Origin of the sequence: Paenarthrobacter sp. R1, assembly GCF_030264015.1 — a bacterium.
GTDB lineage: Bacteria > Actinomycetota > Actinomycetes > Actinomycetales > Micrococcaceae > Arthrobacter > Arthrobacter ureafaciens.
In genome coordinates this window covers 3,991,336-4,006,442 of the sequence record NZ_CP127115.1, presented here as the reverse complement: position 1 = coordinate 4,006,442, position 15,107 = coordinate 3,991,336, and the positions used below count along the sequence as shown (strand labels likewise).

The following is a 15,107-nucleotide window of genomic DNA, read 5'->3' as shown; positions in this document are numbered from 1 at the left end:
GCGTCCTCCTGTGTTCAGGGTCATTCTCAGGTCCGTACGATCCGGACCTACCCAGCGTAGGGCCTCAGGCGACCTTCACGTTGATGGTGTGGTAACCCGTGGCGCCGTCGGGAGCTACGGGCGAGCGCTTCTCGACCTGCGGTTCGCCGGTGGAGTCCGTCGCCCGGACCTGCACCTCGTAGTCGCCGGGGGCGAGGTCCAGCGCCAACTGCCACTGGTACCAGGTGTCGGCGGAGATCCCGGGAGCAAGCTCAGCCACTTTCCAGTCCCCGCGGTTGACACGCAATTCCACCCGGCTGACGCCCCGGTGCTGGGCCCAGGCGACGCCGCCGAACTGTACAGTCCCTGCTGCGGCGGTCCGCCCGCTGCGTGGCACATCGATCCGCGACTGGGTTTTGATGGGACCCTGGTCGCTCCATCCGCGCGTTGTCCAATAGGCTTTTTCGTCCCCGAAGCGTGTGACCTTCAATTCAGTGACCCACTTGGTGGCGGAGACGAATCCGTACAGGCCAGGGACCACCAGGCGAACCGGGAATCCGTGTTCAAGGGGCAGCGGTTCGCCGTTCATGCCCACGGCGAGGAGGGCGTCCCTGTCATCGGTGAGCGCTTCAAGCGGCGTGCCGGCAGTCCACCCGTCGTTGCTCGTGGACAAGACCACGTCCGCCCCTGGTTTGGGGACGGCGAGTGCAAGCAACTCCCTGACGGGCCAACCGAGCCAGAGCGCGTTGCCAATCAGGTCCCCGCCCACCTCGTTGGATACGCAGGCGATGGTGATGTGCCGCTCCGTCATGGGCTTGGCGAGGAGGGTCGCAAAGTCGATCTCGATCTCGCGTTCAACGAGCCCTGTGACTTTGAGCTTCCAGGACGGCGGGTCAATGGCCGGTATGGTCAGTGCGGTGTCGATCCGGTAGAAGTCGGCGTTCGGCGTCACCAAGGCACTGATGCCCTCCACCGGGAGCGAGGCCCCGGATGGAACCGTTTGCGGCGGTGTGGCCGGCCTCGGGAGGGTCATTGACCCGCGGAACCCGGACGCGACGGCGGTTGCCCGGGTAAGGACGGCCGTCACCGCTCCCGCGGCTACTGCGGCCATGGACCAGCCGCCCAAAGCGTTGAGGAAGCTGCGGCGGGCCAGGGATGTGCGGGGCACAGCCTCCACCGGCCGGTCCCACGCGTCCAAGCGGCGGATCAACGCCCGGAGCACCACCATGGTCACGACCGCCGCAAGCACAGGGGCGAAAGCCGCCGGCGGGGTGGACTGCGCCCGGGTCAGGACGGCCGTCAATCCGGCGACGCCGGCCAGCCCGGCGAGCGCGAGCCCCCACCCGGTCCGCCGGCGTTCGAGCACTCCGGCGGCAGCGGCCAGGATGGCAGCACACACAACGATGGACACCACCAGCACGATCTTGTCCGCCGTGCCGAAAAGCCGGATGACCACGTCTTTGACTACCGGCGGTACCGCGTCGATGACCGCTCCCCCGAGGGCCGTGACCGGTGAGACGAGCGGGCTGAGAAATGCCGCCGTCACCTCGCCTGCCGCGATGCCTGCTCCGCCGGAAACCACGCCGGCGCACACGGCCCACCACGCACTGTTGCCGACGGCGGCCCGGCCCTTCACGGCGTCGCGCCCTTTCGTGGTGCCCGGCCCTTTCGTGGTGCCCGGCCCTGTCGTGGTGTCCATTCCTTTCATGGTGTCCCTCCCTGGTGGGCGCCGGCTCCAGCGGACTCTCCTGCCGGCAGTGCCAGCGCAAAGCGGCAACCGCCGTCGACGTTCTCCACCTGGACCGTTCCGCCGTGCGCCTTGACGATTCCGGCAACCATGCTCAGCCCGATCCCCGCACCGCTGTACGTACCCTGGAGCCCCGCCGGCGCGCCACGTGACGGGTCCCTCTGCCACCCGGTTTCGAACAGGTGCGGGATGTCCTCCTCCGGAATCCCGCCGCACTGGTCCTGGACAGCCACTACGGCGTATCCGTCCTCGCGCCCTACCCAGACGTGGACCTCCGTGCCGCTGCCCGTGTAGATGACCGCGTTATGCAGCACGTTACGCAAGGCCCGGGCCAGGCTGGGACCGTCAGCCACTGCCATGCACTCCCGGTCGCCGCCGCCGTCGAGGGTCACACCGCGGCCGGCCGCCAGGGGCGCGAGATCGGAAAGTGCATCGCTCACGAGGTCGTACAGGTCCAGGGCTTCGGCCCGCAACCGGAGTGACCCTGCCTGGATTTTGGAAAGCTCCAGGAGGTCGTTGACCATCGCCGTCATTTGTTCGGTTTGTCCGATGATCTTCCGGTAGTAACCCGGTACGTCGGCGGCCATGCCATCCTCGAGTGCTTCGGTCATGGCACGGATACCTGCCAGCGGCGTCCGGAGGTCATGCGAAATCCAGGAAACCAGCTCCCGGCGCGCAGCTTCCACGGCCGCTTCCCGGTGCCGTGATTCGGCCAGGCTTCGGCTGCTCGCTTCCAGCTCTTGTGCCAACCGGGCGAGTTCGGAGGTCATGGCCGGAGCAGCGCGCTCCGCACCATCCCCGGCTTCCAACGTTTCACCCCGTCCAATCCTCCGCGCGGCCTCCACCAGACGCGAGGCATTCCTGGAAACCCCCACTCCCAGCATCAAGGACAGCACCACCGCAACCACCGAGGCCATGGCCAGGATGTACCAAATGATTTCGAGGTCCCTGGCCGAGATGACCATGGCGTTGAACGCGCTGACCATGCCGGCCACCAGGACTGCCACGGTGCCCACCACCACCAGGCAGATCTGCGCCAGTACAGACGCACGGCGCAGGAGCCGGAGCAGGAAGAGCGTGAAGGCTCCAATAACCAACGCCCACAAGAGCACCCAGCCAAGGATGGTGGCAAGTTCAGTGCCCTGCATGCCCGTCTCCTGAATCGAACCGGTAGCCAACTCCCCATACAGTCTTCAAGAGTTCAGGCTTGGTGGGATTCTCCTCGACCTTCTCGCGCAACCGGCGAACATGGACCGTCACCGTGGAGAGGTCGCCGAAGTCCCAGCCCCACACCGCTTTGATGAGTTCCTCCCGGCTGAACACCTGGTTGGGTCGCCGCAGGAGGAACGCCAGGAGGTCGAACTCACGCACGGTCAAGGTCAAGGCCGCGCCGTGATGGGTGACTGTGCGGGACGCAGGATCCAGCACGAAGCCGGCCAGCTCCACGGTCGGCTCAGGAGAGTACTCCTTGATGCTGCGCCGCAGCACGGACTTGACCCTCAGCACCAGTTCGCGGGGTGAAAAGGGTTTCGTGACGTAGTCGTCGGCGCCCATCTCCAGTCCCAGGATCCGATCGTCCTCGGTTCCCAAAGCGGTAAGCATGATCACCGGTACGCTCATGGCCACCCTCAGCCGGCGGCACACTTCCACGCCGTCCAGCCCGGGGAGCATTCGGTCCAGGAGCACCAGGTCGGGCTGACGCTCCGCCGCCAGCTTAAGGGCCGTGAACCCGTCAGCGGCGAGGTCCACCTGGAAGCCGGCCCGGGTCAGGTAATCCCGTACGACGCCGGCAATTGTTTCCTCGTCCTCGACCAGGAGGATCCGGCGGTTCCCGGGCTCCGCCGCCGGTGTTGCCGCATTTGTGCTCACATTTTCAGCATAGGTTCGCCGGACCCGCCCGGCACGGGAAATGGCTCCCGGGAGCCAAAGCGTAGGGATTTTGTAAGAACTGGCAAGGTGGCTTGAGCGCTTCCGGAGAGTCCGCTGAGTGGAACTGGTGTCACGCATCACGTCCCGGTGGCGTAGCCTGAATTCATGAGTGTTCAGCTGGGCATGCCGCCGCTTCCCTCGGGCGGCACGGCAGGAACGGGACAGGTTCCGCCCCCACGGCCCGCCGATGTGCCGACGGGGTTGTGGGACCGTTACGGACGCCGCGCCACCGACATGCGGCTTTCCCTGACCGACAAATGCAATCTCCGGTGTACCTACTGCATGCCCGCCGAGGGGCTTGAGTGGCTCTCCAAGCAAGCCGTCATGACCAAGGACGAGATCGTACGGATCGTGCGTGTCGGCGTCGGGGCCCTGGGCGTCCGCGAACTGCGCCTGACCGGAGGCGAACCCTTGGTACGGGCCGATCTGGTGGACATCATCGCCGCCCTTCGCGCAGAACACCCGGACCTCCCTATCTCCATGACCACCAATGGCGTCGGACTGGACAAGAAAGCCGCTGCCCTGAAGGCGGCGGGCCTGACCCGCATCAACGTTTCCCTCGACTCCCTGCACGAGGAAACGTTCACCAAGCTCACCCGGCGGCCCTTCCTGGACCGTGTCCTTGCGGGCGTGGATGCGGCCTGGGAAGCAGGGCTGGGACCGGTCAAGCTGAACGCTGTCCTGATGCGCGGCATCAATGATGCCGAGTCCCCGCACCTGCTGGCATGGGCGTTGGGCTGTGGATACGAACTGCGGTTCATTGAGCAGATGCCGCTTGACGCGGACCACGGCTGGACGCGCCGCGACATGATTACGGCCGCCGAGATCCGGGAGATGTTGTCGACTGAGTTCGTGTTGAGCGCGGATCCGCGCGAACGCGACGGGGCTCCGGCGGAACGTTTTGAAGTACGACGCCGGGATGCGGCTACCGGTGAACCGGCAGGTGAGGTCCTCGGAACAGTCGGCATCATCGCGTCCGTCACCGAACCGTTCTGTGCCGATTGCCGCCGGACCCGGATCACCGCCGAAGGCAAGATCATGAGCTGCCTCTTCTCCCACGAAGAGTTTGACCTCCTGGGCCTCCTCCGCGCAGGAGCAACGGACCAGCAACTCGCCGAACGGTGGCAGGACGCGATGTGGGTCAAGCCCAAGGCCCACGGCATGGACCACACGGGACTGGGTGCACCTGACTTCGTGCAACCTGACCGCAGCATGAGCGCAATCGGAGGCTGATACCTTGCTCGTCCGCTACTTCGCTGCCGCGCGCGCCGCGGCAGGCGTTGAAGAAGAAATCCACCACCTTCCGGAAGGCACCAGCCTGGAAGCCTTGCTGGAAGCGGCGCTCGCCGTCGAACGTCCCCAGCCTCCCGAAGGCACCCCGGCGCTTGCGCGGATCGTGGCAAGAAGCAGTTTCCTGAGGAACGAGGTTGCCGTCAGGGACCACTCCGCGCCGCTGGGAGCGGAGGACGTCATCGACGTCCTGCCGCCGTTCGCCGGCGGTTAGGCCTTCCTGAAGACGCTCTTGAGCAGCGGGCTGAACGCGGTTCTGCCTTCCAGGCGCAGTTCCGCCGTGTGAACCAGGGTTCCTTCTTCCACGCGGAACGTGTGGCGGGCAACACCGTCGGCCGTTCGCCGCTCGAAACCCAAGGTGCCCGATGTCCAGTGGCCCCGGACCGGCGCTGAGGGCGCATGCCCATGGCTGTCCACGTAGTACCACAGGGTGCCGCCGTGCGCCGGATCCACCGTGAACATCCCGTGGCCCTCAAGGTGGGCGCCGCCCGGTTCCTTGTGCCTGTAGCTCTGGACGACGGCATGCCCGCCGGCTGCAGCCGAGAACACAGCCTCGGCCTCAGCCGTACGTGCCGGTCCCCACGCCGAAGACGCTATCTCCGTGATGCCCCGCCAGCGCCCCAGGAAGGGGCGCAGGACCTCTGCGGCGTTCTTTGGTGTGTCCACGGCGACTCCAGCGTTTGCTTTAGAACCCGAACGTTTCGTTCTCTTCGAAGGGTCCCACGACAGTGATGGTTCGCGGCGCTGCGGCGAGCTCTTTGGCGAGTTCCTGGACTTCGTCCACCGTGACCGCCCGGATACGTTCCAGGGTCTCGTCGATATCCTGGAACTCTCCGGAAACCAGCTCGGCCCGGCCAAGGCGGGACATCCGCGAACCGGTGTCCTCCAGGGCCAGGACGATGCCACCACTCAGTTGGCCCACTGCTTTGCGCAGTTCCTCCTCCGTGATGCCGTCGGCCGCGAGCTTGTCCAGCTCCACGCCCAGCAGTTCGAGGACCTGGCGGACCTTGGAGGGGGTGCAGCCTGCGTACATGCCGAAGTATCCGGCATCGGCGTAGGCCGCTGAGAAGGAGTACGTCGAATAGACGAGCCCGCGCTTCTCCCGGATTTCCTGGAACAGCCTGGAGGACATCCCGCCGCCGAGGACGGCGTTGAGCACGCTCATGACGAAGCGGCGGTCATCGGTGGCCACGATCGTAGGGCAGCCCACGATGATGTTGGCCTGCTCCACCGGGCGCTTCACGACATGCAGGCCCGCTGTGCCGGTAATGACGGCACGATCGGTGGGACGGCGGTCGACGGGAGCTGCCGCGGGGTCAAGATTCCACCCCGCGGCCTGCAGCGACTTCAGGACAAGATCGCACACGACGTCGTGGTCCAGGCCTCCGGCAGCGGTAATCACCAGCTCCTCCGGACGGTAGTAGCGCTGGTAGTGCGCCCATACGGAGTCCCGGGCGACGGCCTTGATGGCATCGGGCGTACCCCCGATAGGGCGGGCCAGGGGGTGGCTCCCAAGAACTGCCGCCACGAATTTCTCGTGGGCTACGTCCGTTGGATCGTCACTGTCCATGGCGATCTCTTCGAGGATGACGTCGCGCTCCTGCTCCAGTTCCGCGGGGTCGAGGACGGCGCCGGTGATCATGTCGGCAATGACGTCGATGGCCATGGGCAGGTCTGAGTCCAGCACGCGCGCGAAGTAGCAGGTGCTCTCCTTCGCGGTCGCCGCGTTGGACTCGCCACCCACCTCGTCGAACGCCGAGGCAATTTCCAGTGCGGTCCTGCGCTTGGTTCCCTTGAACAACAAGTGCTCCAGGAAGTGCGTTGAACCATGCTGGCCCTCGGCCTCGTCGCGCGAACCAACTGCGACCCAGAACCCGATGGTGGCAGAACGCTGGCCCGGCATTGCCTCGGTGAGCACCCGGACGCCGCCTGGCAGGACGGAACGCCTCACGACGGAGCCGCCTTCGGCTCCGTGAATCAGTTCGCCGCCGGGAAGTGTTTGCTCCAAGGGCAAGGGTACGACAGTCATTAAAACCTTTCAGATAAGCCGGAAGGGCCGGTGGACTTTACGGCCCACCGGCCCTTTCAGGGTACTGCTTGCAGACTACTCTGCGGACTCTTCAGCGGTCTCCGCCGGTGCGTCGCCGGAAGCTGCTTCTTCCTCGGCCACAACCGGGGAGAGGGAGAGCTTGCCGCGGTCGTCGATCTTGGTGATCTCAACCTGGACCTTCTGGCCCACGGAAACAACATCATCAACGTTGTCCACACGCTTGCCGTTGGCCAGCTTGCGGAGTTCGGAGATGTGCAGGAGGCCGTCCTTGCCCGGAGTCAAGGAGACAAAAGCGCCGAACGTGGTGGTCTTCACCACGGTGCCCAGGTAGCGTTCGCCGACCTCGGGAACCTGCGGGTTGGCGATGGCATTGATAGCCGAGCGTGCTGCGTCTGCAGACGGGCCGTTCGTCGCGCCGATGTAGACCGTGCCGTCGTCCTCGATGGAGATATCCGCGCCGGTGTCTTCCTGGATCTGGTTGATCATCTTGCCCTTGGGGCCGATGACTTCACCGATCTTGTCCACGGGGATCTTCACGGCGATGACGCGCGGTGCGAACTCGGAGAGCTCGTCCGGGGTGTCGATCGCGGCGTTGATGACCTCGAGGATGTGGAGGCGGGCTTCGCGGGCCTGCTTCAGGGCTGCTGCCAGGACCGATGCCGGGATACCGTCGAGCTTGGTGTCCAGCTGGATGGCCGTGACGAACTCGGAGGTACCGGCAACCTTGAAGTCCATGTCGCCGAAGGCGTCTTCGGCACCGAGGATATCGGTCAAGGCTGCGTAGCGGGTCTGGCCGTCAACCTGGTCCGAAACGAGGCCCATGGCAATGCCTGCCACGGGAGCCTTCAGCGGCACGCCGGCGTTCAGCATGGAGAGCGTCGAAGCACACACCGAGCCCATGGAGGTGGAACCGTTGGAGCCAAGGGCCTCGGATACCTGGCGGATGGCGTACGGGAATTCCTCGCGGCTGGGCAGGACCGGAACCAGGGCGCGCTCAGCGAGTGCACCGTGGCCGATTTCGCGGCGCTTCGGGGAACCCACGCGGCCGGTTTCACCGGTGGAGTACGGCGGGAAGTTGTAGTTGTGCATGTAGCGCTTGCGCGTCACCGGCGACAACGAATCGATCTGCTGTTCCATCTTCAGCATGTTCAGCGTGGTGACACCCATGATCTGGGTCTCGCCGCGCTCGAAGATGGCCGAACCGTGCACGCGGGGCAGAACTTCAACCTCGGCGGTCAGCTGGCGGATGTCCGTCAGGCCACGGCCGTCGATGCGGATCTGGTCCTTCAGGATGCGCTGGCGGACGACGTGCTTGGTGACCGAACGGAATGCTGCGGACAGTTCCTTCTCGCGGCCTTCGAATTCGCCGGCGAGCGAGCCCAGGACTTCGTCCTTGAGTTCGTCGGAGGCGTTGTCGCGTTCTTGCTTGTCCGCGATCTGGAAGACGGCGGCGAGCTTCTCGGCCGCAGCGGCCTCGACAGCGGCGTAAGCGTCGTCCTGGTAGTCAAGGAAGACGGGGAACTCAACGGTCGGCTTGGCAGCGCGGGCTGCCAGGTCTGCCTGCGCATCGCACAGTGCCTTGATGAACGGCTTGGCAGCCTCAAGGCCCTCGGAGACAACCTCTTCGGTGGGAGCGGTAGCGCCCTGTTCCTTGATGAGGTCCCAGGAGTTGTCCGTGGCTTCTGCCTCGACCATCATGATGGCGACGTCGTCACCGGCTACGCGGCCGGCAACAACCATGTTGAAGACGGCGTTCTCAAGCTGGGAGTGCTTGGGGAAGGCCACCCACTGGGAACCCTGCTCGTCGGCGATGAGCGCAACGCGGACGCCGCCGATCGGACCGGAGAACGGCAGGCCGGACAGCTGCGTGGACATGGAAGAAGCGTTGATGGCAACGACGTCGTAGAGCTCATCCGGGTTGATGGCCAGGACGGTAACGACGATCTGAACCTCGTTGCGGAGCCCCTTGACGAAGGCCGGGCGCAGCGGGCGGTCCATCAGGCGGCAGGCCAGGATGGCTTCCGTGGAAGGACGGCCTTCGCGGCGGAAGAACGAACCCGGGATGCGTCCGGCAGCGTACATGCGCTCTTCGACGTCAACGGTCAGCGGGAAGAAGTCGAAACCTTCGCGCGGCTGCTTGCCTGCGGTGGTTGCGGAGAGAAGCGCGGTGTCGTCGTCGATGTACACCATCGACGCGCCGGCAGCCTGCTTGGCGAGGCGGCCGGTTTCGAAGCGGATAACGCGCTTGCCGAAGCGGCCGTTGTCGATTGTGGCTTCTGAGAACTGGATTTCGGGACCCTCCATGGGTCACCTCCGTTTCTGTTGGCGGAAGTCGCCGCACCAACCCAGGCCTCTTCTTTATTACTGGCCTGTACGACACCCGGTCATCGATCGAGATCCACGGGCTGCAGCGTCAAACGACGCCCCTCCCGGGAATCACTACCGAGGACCGCGAATGCGCGATGCGGTTGATTCCTGTTTTTAATTGTGGTGAAGAAAGCGGCCCGCTCCGCGAAGGACCGGGCCGCCAAGGCAGACTAGCGGCGCAGGCCGAGACGCTCGATGAGCGAACGGTAGCGGGCGATGTCGGTGTCCTTCAGGTAGGAAAGCATGCGCTTGCGGCGACCAACCAGGGCGAGGAGACCGCGCTGGGTGTGGAAGTCGTGCTTGTGCTGCTTCATGTGCTCAGTCAGATCCTTGATCCGCTGAGTCAGGACCGCAACCTGTACCTCGGGCGAACCGGTGTCGCCTTCAGAGGTTGCGTATTCCTTGATGATGGACTGCTTTACAGCGGCGTCAAGTGCCACGTGAACTCCTAGAGTTGTGCCGTGCTTCCCGCCCAACACTTCGCTGGCGGGTTGTCTTGGGTGCGTCGCCGCACACAAAAACAGGTCCAGCTGCCACGGACTGCGGCCGGAACCACTCATCAGTTTACCGGCAGGGCAGTGTTGTTGTCGAAAGCGCTAACCCCGCACCAGCAACTCGTGCGCTTGGGCGACGTCGAGGTTCATTTGTTCCACCAGGGCTTCCGGCCCTTGGTAGGCCACCATGCCCCGCAGCCGCCGGGTGAATTCCACCGCCACCGTTTGCCCGTAAAGGTCGAAGTCCTCCACCGCTTCCCGGGGGCGGTCTATCACGTGGGCCTCCACCTGGCGGCTCACCCCGTCGAACGTGGGATTGGAACCGACGGAGATCGCTGCGGGCCAACGGGTCCCGGACTCATCGATCAGCCAGCCGGCGTAGATGCCGTCGGCGGGAACGTACCCGGTGGAATCATGGGACAGGTTCGCGGTAGGAAAACCGAGGTCGCGGCCCCGCGCGGCACCATGGACGACCTCGCCGCGCATACGGTGCGGGCGCCCCAGGACCGCTGCGGCGGTGACGACGTCGCCTTGCGACAACGCTTCGCGCACCCACGTCGAGGAGCACCGGCGGTCCGCGTCGCCGTCGTGATGGAGGGGGAAGCCGCCGGCTCCGAACTCGTTGACTACCTGGACGCTGAACCCCAGTTTCTCCCCCAGCTCTTGCATGGTGCCGACGTCTCCGCCGTTACCTGCACCGAAGCGGAGGTCGTGGCCCACCACCACATGTTCGGCATGAAGGCCTTCCGCCAGCACGTCCCGCACGAATTCCAGCGGGGTCATGGCGGCGAGGTCCAAGGTGTACTTCATCACCAACACCGCATCCAAGCCGGTGGAGCCCAAAGCCTCAAGCTTGTCCTGCAGTCCCATGATCAGCTCGGGGGCAGACTCCGGACGGTGGACCTGCGCCGGGTGGGGATCGAACGTCACTGCCACTGCGGGGATATTGTGCCGCCGGGCGGTCTGCGTGACTTGCGCGAGGACATGCTGATGACCGCGATGAACGCCGTCAAAGTTGCCGATGGTAACGACTGTTGGGCCGAAGTCGCGCGGGACCTCGGTGGGATCGTTCCAAATGTGGACCATCAACCTCGCCTTTTACTGCTGATTTTCGTTGCACCCGGCAACCATCCGGCGCCGGAACAATCTAAGGTTACCCGCAATACGCCTCAGGCCCGGGACGGAGAATCCGACGGCCTGCGCCGGTTCAGCCACAGCAGTCCCAGGATGGGCAGCACGAGCGGCACGAAGCCGTAGCCGCGTCCGAAGACCGACCACACGGTGTCATGCGGGAAGGCCACGGGATCGAACAGGCTCATCGCGCCCACTACCAGCACCCCGATAAGTTCAACGAGGACAGCGGCCAGCGAAACCTTGAACCAGGTCCGTCCCGGCTTGGCGAGCGATACGGTGGCCACGATGTACACGACGGCGGCAAACGCCGACAACAGATGGGCCAGCGGAGCTTCGGCAAACTTGGTAGCGATCTGGTAGCCCGCACGCGCCGTCGCCGAGAGGGCAAAGACCCCGTACACGGCAATCAACAACCGTCCTGGGCCGGTGTTACGGGTGTCCTTCTGACCGGTTCCGGCGGTTTCGGACTCTACTCCAGCCACGATGTGTTCTTCCTTCATGTCAGTACCAGATCTGGTTCATGCGGGCAGCCATCACCAAAGCCGTGACGCCCACGGCGGCCAGGACAAAGTTGCTCCAGCGGGTGCGTTCCAGGATGGACCAGTACACAGCGCCTACGGGAACTATGAGGGCTGTTGCGAGGTAGCCCCAGAACTCCCAGGGCTCGCCCGCGATCTGTTCCCCCATGGCCACCCGCACGATGGAACCCACCAGGTAGACCAACAGGGCAAGCTCCACGGCGAGGACGGAGAAAATTGTGGCGTCGTTGGGCGCCTTTTTCATCAGGCCGGCCACAACACACATGATCGTGGAGATGAGGCCCACTATGAGGATGGAGTAAAAGTATCCGTCCATAGTCAGTTGTTGCTCTCCGTTCCCGCGTCAGGGGCAGCAGCCGGGGCCGCCGGGGCCGCAGCCCCGGTTCCCGGCGCGAAGACCAGCACCGGCTTCGCAAAGGCTCCCGTGTCCGCCAGGAGGGCAACCAGTTCGCCCGACGGCGCGAAGGCCGCGGCGGGATTCTCCACCGTGGCAGCCTCCGGGGTCCCCGCGCCGGGTCCGGCGGCGATGCGGCGACCGAAGGAAATCTCCGTTGCCTCGTCTTCGCTCAGGTCGCGGTTGGGCATCAGCGACCGTGCCGCGGCGGACATCTCCAGAACCTCAAGGTCTTCGGCAAGCTGTTCCAGTGTCCGTGCCTGGTCGATCGTGTACGGGCCAACCTGGGTCCGCCGAAGCTTCGTCAGGTGGCCCCCGACCCCGAGCGCATTTCCCAGGTCCCGCGCCAAGGCCCGGATGTACGTGCCGGACGAGCATTCGACCGTGACGTCGACGTCCACTACCCTGCCGCCGTCGATCCTTTCGATGCCGTGGACATCGAAGCGATGGATGGTCACCGGACGGGCGGCAAGCTTGACTTCCTCGCCGGAGCGGACGCGGGCGTAGGACCGTTCGCCGTTGACCTTAATGGCGCTGACGCTGCTGGGCACCTGCTGGATGGGGCCGGTCAGGGCCGAGACGCCGGCAGCGATGGCGGCATCGGTGACGTCGACGGCGGTCCGCGCCTCGGTAACGTCGCCCTCGGCGTCGTCGGTGATAGTGGTTTCGCCCAGTCGGATGGTGGCCGTGTAGGTCTTGGAGGTACCCACGATGTACGTCAGGAGCCGCGTGGCCTTATTGATGCCAAGGACAAGGACACCCGTGGCCATGGGATCGAGCGTGCCCGCGTGCCCCACTTTCCGGGTACCTGCCAGCCGCCGCATCCGGCCAACCACATCGTGGCTGGTCCATCCCTGCGGTTTGTCAACGATCACCAGTCCAGAAAGCACGCTTACCAGTATATCGGTGGCTAGGATGGCTCCCATGCCCCAGCTTGCCGAGCACGTCCGCGATGTCCCCGTCAACCAGATCCGCGAAATCACCGAGGCGGCCTGGGCCATTCCCGGGGCGGTGGTGCTGAGCATCGGCGAACCCGGTTTCCCGCTGGCAAGGCATGTGATCGGGGCGGGCATGGCGTGCCTGGATCGTGACGAGACCAACTACACGCCCAACGCAGGGATCCCCGCCCTGCGGGAGGCGTTTGCCGCACGTTTCCGCGAAACGCAGCACGTAGCCTTGGGATCCGAGCGGGTCTACGTCGTGGACGGGGCGCAGCAGGGCCTGCACTTCGTGATGAGCATGCTGCTCTCCCCCGGCGATGAAATCCTGATCCCGAATCCCGGGTACCCCACCTTCGCCATGACCAGCCGCCTCCTCCATGCCGTGCCGGTCGAATACCCGCTCTACCCGGAGAACGACTTCCAGCCGCACATCACGGATATCGAAGCGCTCATCACCCCGCGGACCAAAGTGCTGATGCTCAACTCGCCGTCGAATCCGCTGGGCGCCGTCATCCAGGAAGACACCATGCGCCAGCTGGTTGACCTGGCCGTACGGCACGATCTCTGGATTATTTCCGATGAGTGCTACGAAGCGTTCACCTTCGACGTCCCGCATGTCAGTCCCGCACGCTTCGATAGCGATGTCCCGGGCCAGGCACGCGTTTTCACGTCGCTGACGTTGTCCAAGACGTACGGACTGACAGGCCTGCGCATCGGCGCCTTGGTGTGTCCCCCGCGCATGGAGAAGCTGATGAACAACGTGATGGAGTCGATCGTCTCCTGCGTGGCGTCGCCATCCCAGTACGCGGCCCTCGCGGCGCTGACCGGGCCCCAGGACTACGTCGACACCGCCCGCGAACATTACCGTAGCAACCGTGACGCCGCCTCGGCCATCCTCGCAGCGAAGGGCATACCGTTCCTGGGGGCGCAGGGAGCTTTCTATCTCTGGGCGGATGTCTCGCACGTCAGCGGCGGGGACGTCCGGGCGTGGACCCGCGCTTTCCTGGCCTCATCCGGCGTGGCTTTCGCCCCGGGCACAGCCTTCGGGTCGATCGGCGAAGGCTGGATCCGCATCGCGCTGTGCGGCAAGCAACAGGACCTGCTCGACGGCGTCGGACGGCTTCCCGCCAAGGCCTGAGGCGGGTGCCCGACGGCGGAGCGCAGCGGCGTCAGTAGTCGACCCGCCCCGCGTAGTTCCGCCACGCCTCGAACGGGGAATCTGACGCCGTCAGCGGGGTGTGCTCCACCGGCAGCAGCTCGGGACGGGTACCGGCAAAGTATTCATAGAAGAGGGCATCGTCAAAGCCAGCACGCGCCGCGCCGTGGCGGTCCGCTGCGTAATAGACGTTCCCGATCCTCGCCCACAACGTCGCCGACAGGCACAGCGGACAGGGTTCGCAGCTTGCGTAGAGCACGGAACCGGTGAGGTCGAAATTCGCCGTATCAGCCGCCGCGCGACGGATGGCCACGACTTCGGCGTGCGCCGTGGGATCGTTGTCCAAGGTCACGCGGTTGACGCCTTCATGAACAGCCCCGTCCGGAGTGACCACCACGGCACCGAAAGGGCCACCGCCGTCGGAGACGTTCCTGATCGCCAACCGGATGGCCTGTTCAAGGTACTCGTTGCGTTGTTCTTCGCTGTGCGCTGGCATGCCTCGATCCTAGCGAGTGCAGAGCCGAAAAATGCCCCCGGGGTACAAGGTCCCGGAGGCATTTTCATTGAGACAGTCCTAGCGGTTGCCGTCTTCGTCCACGTCGTCATCGTCGGTGAGGTCAATGTCCTCTTCGTCGAAATCGTCTTCGTCAACGTCGTGCGCTGAATCGCTCTTGTACGGGTCTGCCTCGCCTGCGTGCTTGGCGCTGGCGCGCAATGCGGCAAGCTCAGCATCACGGCGCTTGGCTTCGCGCAGGAGCTCCTCGAGGTTCGAGGCGTTGACCGGGATCTGGTCGGCAACGAACTCGAGGGTAGGCGTCAGGCGCACGGTGATGTTGCGGCCGACTTCCTGCCGCAGTACGCCTTTGGCCTTCTCCAAGGCCTTTGCGGCATCGGACTGTGCAACCTCGTCGCCGAACACGGTGTAGTACACCGTGGCATGCTGCAGATCATTGGTGACGCGGGCGTCGGTGACGGTGACGGACTCGACGCGCGGATCCTTGACCCGACGCCCGAGGGCCTCGGCAACCACGACCTTAATCCGCTGTGCCAATTTGGCAGCGCGTGCCGGATCAGCCATGACTTCCTC

At 65.1% G+C, this 15,107-nt stretch carries 16 protein-coding genes; 3 read left to right on the top strand and 13 right to left on the bottom strand.

Translation table 11 applies throughout. The annotated features are described in order from the left end of the window. Nucleotides 1-64: 64 nt before the first annotated feature. Genes QN084_RS19105 through QN084_RS19095 form a run of 3 tightly spaced genes read right to left on the bottom strand, consistent with a single transcriptional unit; the run spans nt 65 to nt 3,595 of the window. On the bottom strand, nt 65-1,678 hold the full coding sequence (locus tag QN084_RS19105) for a molybdopterin-dependent oxidoreductase (protein ID WP_083262069.1): 1,614 nt from the start codon (nt 1,676-1,678) through the stop codon (nt 65-67). Between the two features lie 5 nt (nt 1,679-1,683). Beyond that, nucleotides 1,684-2,874 carry a sensor histidine kinase gene (locus QN084_RS19100; protein ID WP_069694511.1) on the bottom strand — a complete coding sequence of 397 codons (1,191 nt, stop codon included), beginning with the start codon at nt 2,872-2,874 and terminating at the stop codon, nt 1,684-1,686. Beyond that, nucleotides 2,861-3,595: a response regulator transcription factor gene (locus QN084_RS19095; RefSeq protein ID WP_021472640.1), complete on the bottom strand. Its 735-nt coding sequence runs from the start codon at nt 3,593-3,595 to the stop codon at nt 2,861-2,863. The genes QN084_RS19100 and QN084_RS19095 overlap by 14 nt, the downstream gene beginning before the upstream one ends. 165 nt (nt 3,596-3,760) lie before the next feature. Between QN084_RS19095 and moaA the strand changes: the two genes are divergently transcribed. Then, nucleotides 3,761-4,888, top strand: a complete 1,128-nt coding sequence (gene moaA, locus QN084_RS19090) for a GTP 3',8-cyclase MoaA (RefSeq protein WP_083262068.1) — start codon at nt 3,761-3,763, stop codon at nt 4,886-4,888. Nucleotides 4,889-4,892: 4 nt separating this feature from the next. Then, nucleotides 4,893-5,159 carry a MoaD/ThiS family protein gene (locus QN084_RS19085; protein WP_021472638.1) on the top strand — a complete coding sequence of 89 codons (267 nt, stop codon included), beginning with the start codon at nt 4,893-4,895 and terminating at the stop codon, nt 5,157-5,159. On the opposite strand, the gene QN084_RS19080 is transcribed toward QN084_RS19085, so the two are convergent. From QN084_RS19080 to truB, 8 genes are all read right to left on the bottom strand, one after another. Continuing rightward, entirely contained in the window at nt 5,156-5,611 is a 456-nt protein-coding gene (locus tag QN084_RS19080; RefSeq protein ID WP_069694509.1) for a DUF1579 family protein, read from the bottom strand. The genes QN084_RS19085 and QN084_RS19080 overlap by 4 nt on opposite strands. A 19-nt stretch (nt 5,612-5,630) precedes the next feature. Continuing rightward, on the bottom strand, nt 5,631-6,974 hold the full coding sequence (locus QN084_RS19075; RefSeq protein ID WP_021472636.1) for a M16 family metallopeptidase: 1,344 nt from the start codon (nt 6,972-6,974) through the stop codon (nt 5,631-5,633). A gap of 75 nt (nt 6,975-7,049) precedes the next feature. Beyond that, nucleotides 7,050-9,299, bottom strand: coding sequence for a polyribonucleotide nucleotidyltransferase (locus tag QN084_RS19070; RefSeq protein WP_021472635.1), 2,250 nt, complete (start codon nt 9,297-9,299; stop codon nt 7,050-7,052). 233 nt (nt 9,300-9,532) lie between these two features. Beyond that, on the bottom strand, nt 9,533-9,802 hold the full coding sequence (rpsO, locus tag QN084_RS19065; RefSeq protein WP_021472634.1) for a 30S ribosomal protein S15: 270 nt from the start codon (nt 9,800-9,802) through the stop codon (nt 9,533-9,535). A gap of 156 nt (nt 9,803-9,958) precedes the next feature. Next, on the bottom strand, nt 9,959-10,942 hold the full coding sequence (locus tag QN084_RS19060) for a bifunctional riboflavin kinase/FAD synthetase (RefSeq protein WP_069694508.1): 984 nt from the start codon (nt 10,940-10,942) through the stop codon (nt 9,959-9,961). Between the two features lie 83 nt (nt 10,943-11,025). Beyond that, nucleotides 11,026-11,490, bottom strand: a complete 465-nt coding sequence (locus QN084_RS19055) for a hypothetical protein (RefSeq protein ID WP_021472632.1) — start codon at nt 11,488-11,490, stop codon at nt 11,026-11,028. 1 nt (nt 11,491) lies between these two features. Continuing rightward, nucleotides 11,492-11,845 (bottom strand): hypothetical protein, encoded by a 354-nt coding sequence (locus QN084_RS19050; RefSeq protein ID WP_021472631.1) that lies wholly within the window; start codon nt 11,843-11,845, stop codon nt 11,492-11,494. A gap of 2 nt (nt 11,846-11,847) precedes the next feature. Further along, on the bottom strand, nt 11,848-12,813 hold the full coding sequence (gene truB / locus QN084_RS19045) for a tRNA pseudouridine(55) synthase TruB (RefSeq protein ID WP_043426914.1): 966 nt from the start codon (nt 12,811-12,813) through the stop codon (nt 11,848-11,850). Nucleotides 12,814-12,847: 34 nt separating this feature from the next. Here truB and QN084_RS19040 point away from each other — a divergent pair, with 34 nt between their 5' ends. Further along, nucleotides 12,848-14,002 carry a pyridoxal phosphate-dependent aminotransferase gene (locus QN084_RS19040; RefSeq protein WP_170828602.1) on the top strand — a complete coding sequence of 385 codons (1,155 nt, stop codon included), beginning with the start codon at nt 12,848-12,850 and terminating at the stop codon, nt 14,000-14,002. Nucleotides 14,003-14,033: 31 nt separating this feature from the next. Here the strand turns inward: QN084_RS19040 and QN084_RS19035 are convergent, their stop codons facing one another. Both QN084_RS19035 and rbfA read right to left on the bottom strand, forming a co-directional pair. Next, complete coding sequence (locus tag QN084_RS19035; protein ID WP_062095976.1) at nt 14,034-14,516, bottom strand: nucleoside deaminase; 483 nt, start codon at nt 14,514-14,516, stop codon at nt 14,034-14,036. Between the two features lie 78 nt (nt 14,517-14,594). Then, nucleotides 14,595-15,098 carry a 30S ribosome-binding factor RbfA gene (gene rbfA, locus QN084_RS19030; RefSeq protein ID WP_021472627.1) on the bottom strand — a complete coding sequence of 168 codons (504 nt, stop codon included), beginning with the start codon at nt 15,096-15,098 and terminating at the stop codon, nt 14,595-14,597. Nucleotides 15,099-15,107 lie beyond the last annotated feature (9 nt).

Bases quoted from the DNA above. Each gene is read 5' to 3' on its own strand.
- QN084_RS19055 (WP_021472632.1), bottom strand. From the start codon at position 11,490: ATGAAGGAAGAACACATCGTGGCTGGAGTAGAGTCCGAAACCGCCGGA.
- QN084_RS19040 (WP_170828602.1), top strand. From the start codon at position 12,848: ATGCCCCAGCTTGCCGAGCACGTCCGCGATGTCCCCGTCAACCAGATC.
- QN084_RS19070 (WP_021472635.1), bottom strand. From the start codon at position 9,299: ATGGAGGGTCCCGAAATCCAGTTCTCAGAAGCCACAATCGACAACGGC.
- QN084_RS19050 (WP_021472631.1), bottom strand. From the start codon at position 11,845: ATGGACGGATACTTTTACTCCATCCTCATAGTGGGCCTCATCTCCACG.
- QN084_RS19035 (WP_062095976.1), bottom strand. From the start codon at position 14,516: ATGCCAGCGCACAGCGAAGAACAACGCAACGAGTACCTTGAACAGGCC.
- QN084_RS19105 (WP_083262069.1), bottom strand. From the start codon at position 1,678: ATGGACACCACGACAGGGCCGGGCACCACGAAAGGGCCGGGCACCACG.
- QN084_RS19075 (WP_021472636.1), bottom strand. From the start codon at position 6,974: ATGACTGTCGTACCCTTGCCCTTGGAGCAAACACTTCCCGGCGGCGAA.
- QN084_RS19100 (WP_069694511.1), bottom strand. From the start codon at position 2,874: ATGCAGGGCACTGAACTTGCCACCATCCTTGGCTGGGTGCTCTTGTGG.
- QN084_RS19060 (WP_069694508.1), bottom strand. From the start codon at position 10,942: ATGGTCCACATTTGGAACGATCCCACCGAGGTCCCGCGCGACTTCGGC.
- moaA (WP_083262068.1), top strand. From the start codon at position 3,761: ATGAGTGTTCAGCTGGGCATGCCGCCGCTTCCCTCGGGCGGCACGGCA.
- rbfA (WP_021472627.1), bottom strand. From the start codon at position 15,098: ATGGCTGATCCGGCACGCGCTGCCAAATTGGCACAGCGGATTAAGGTC.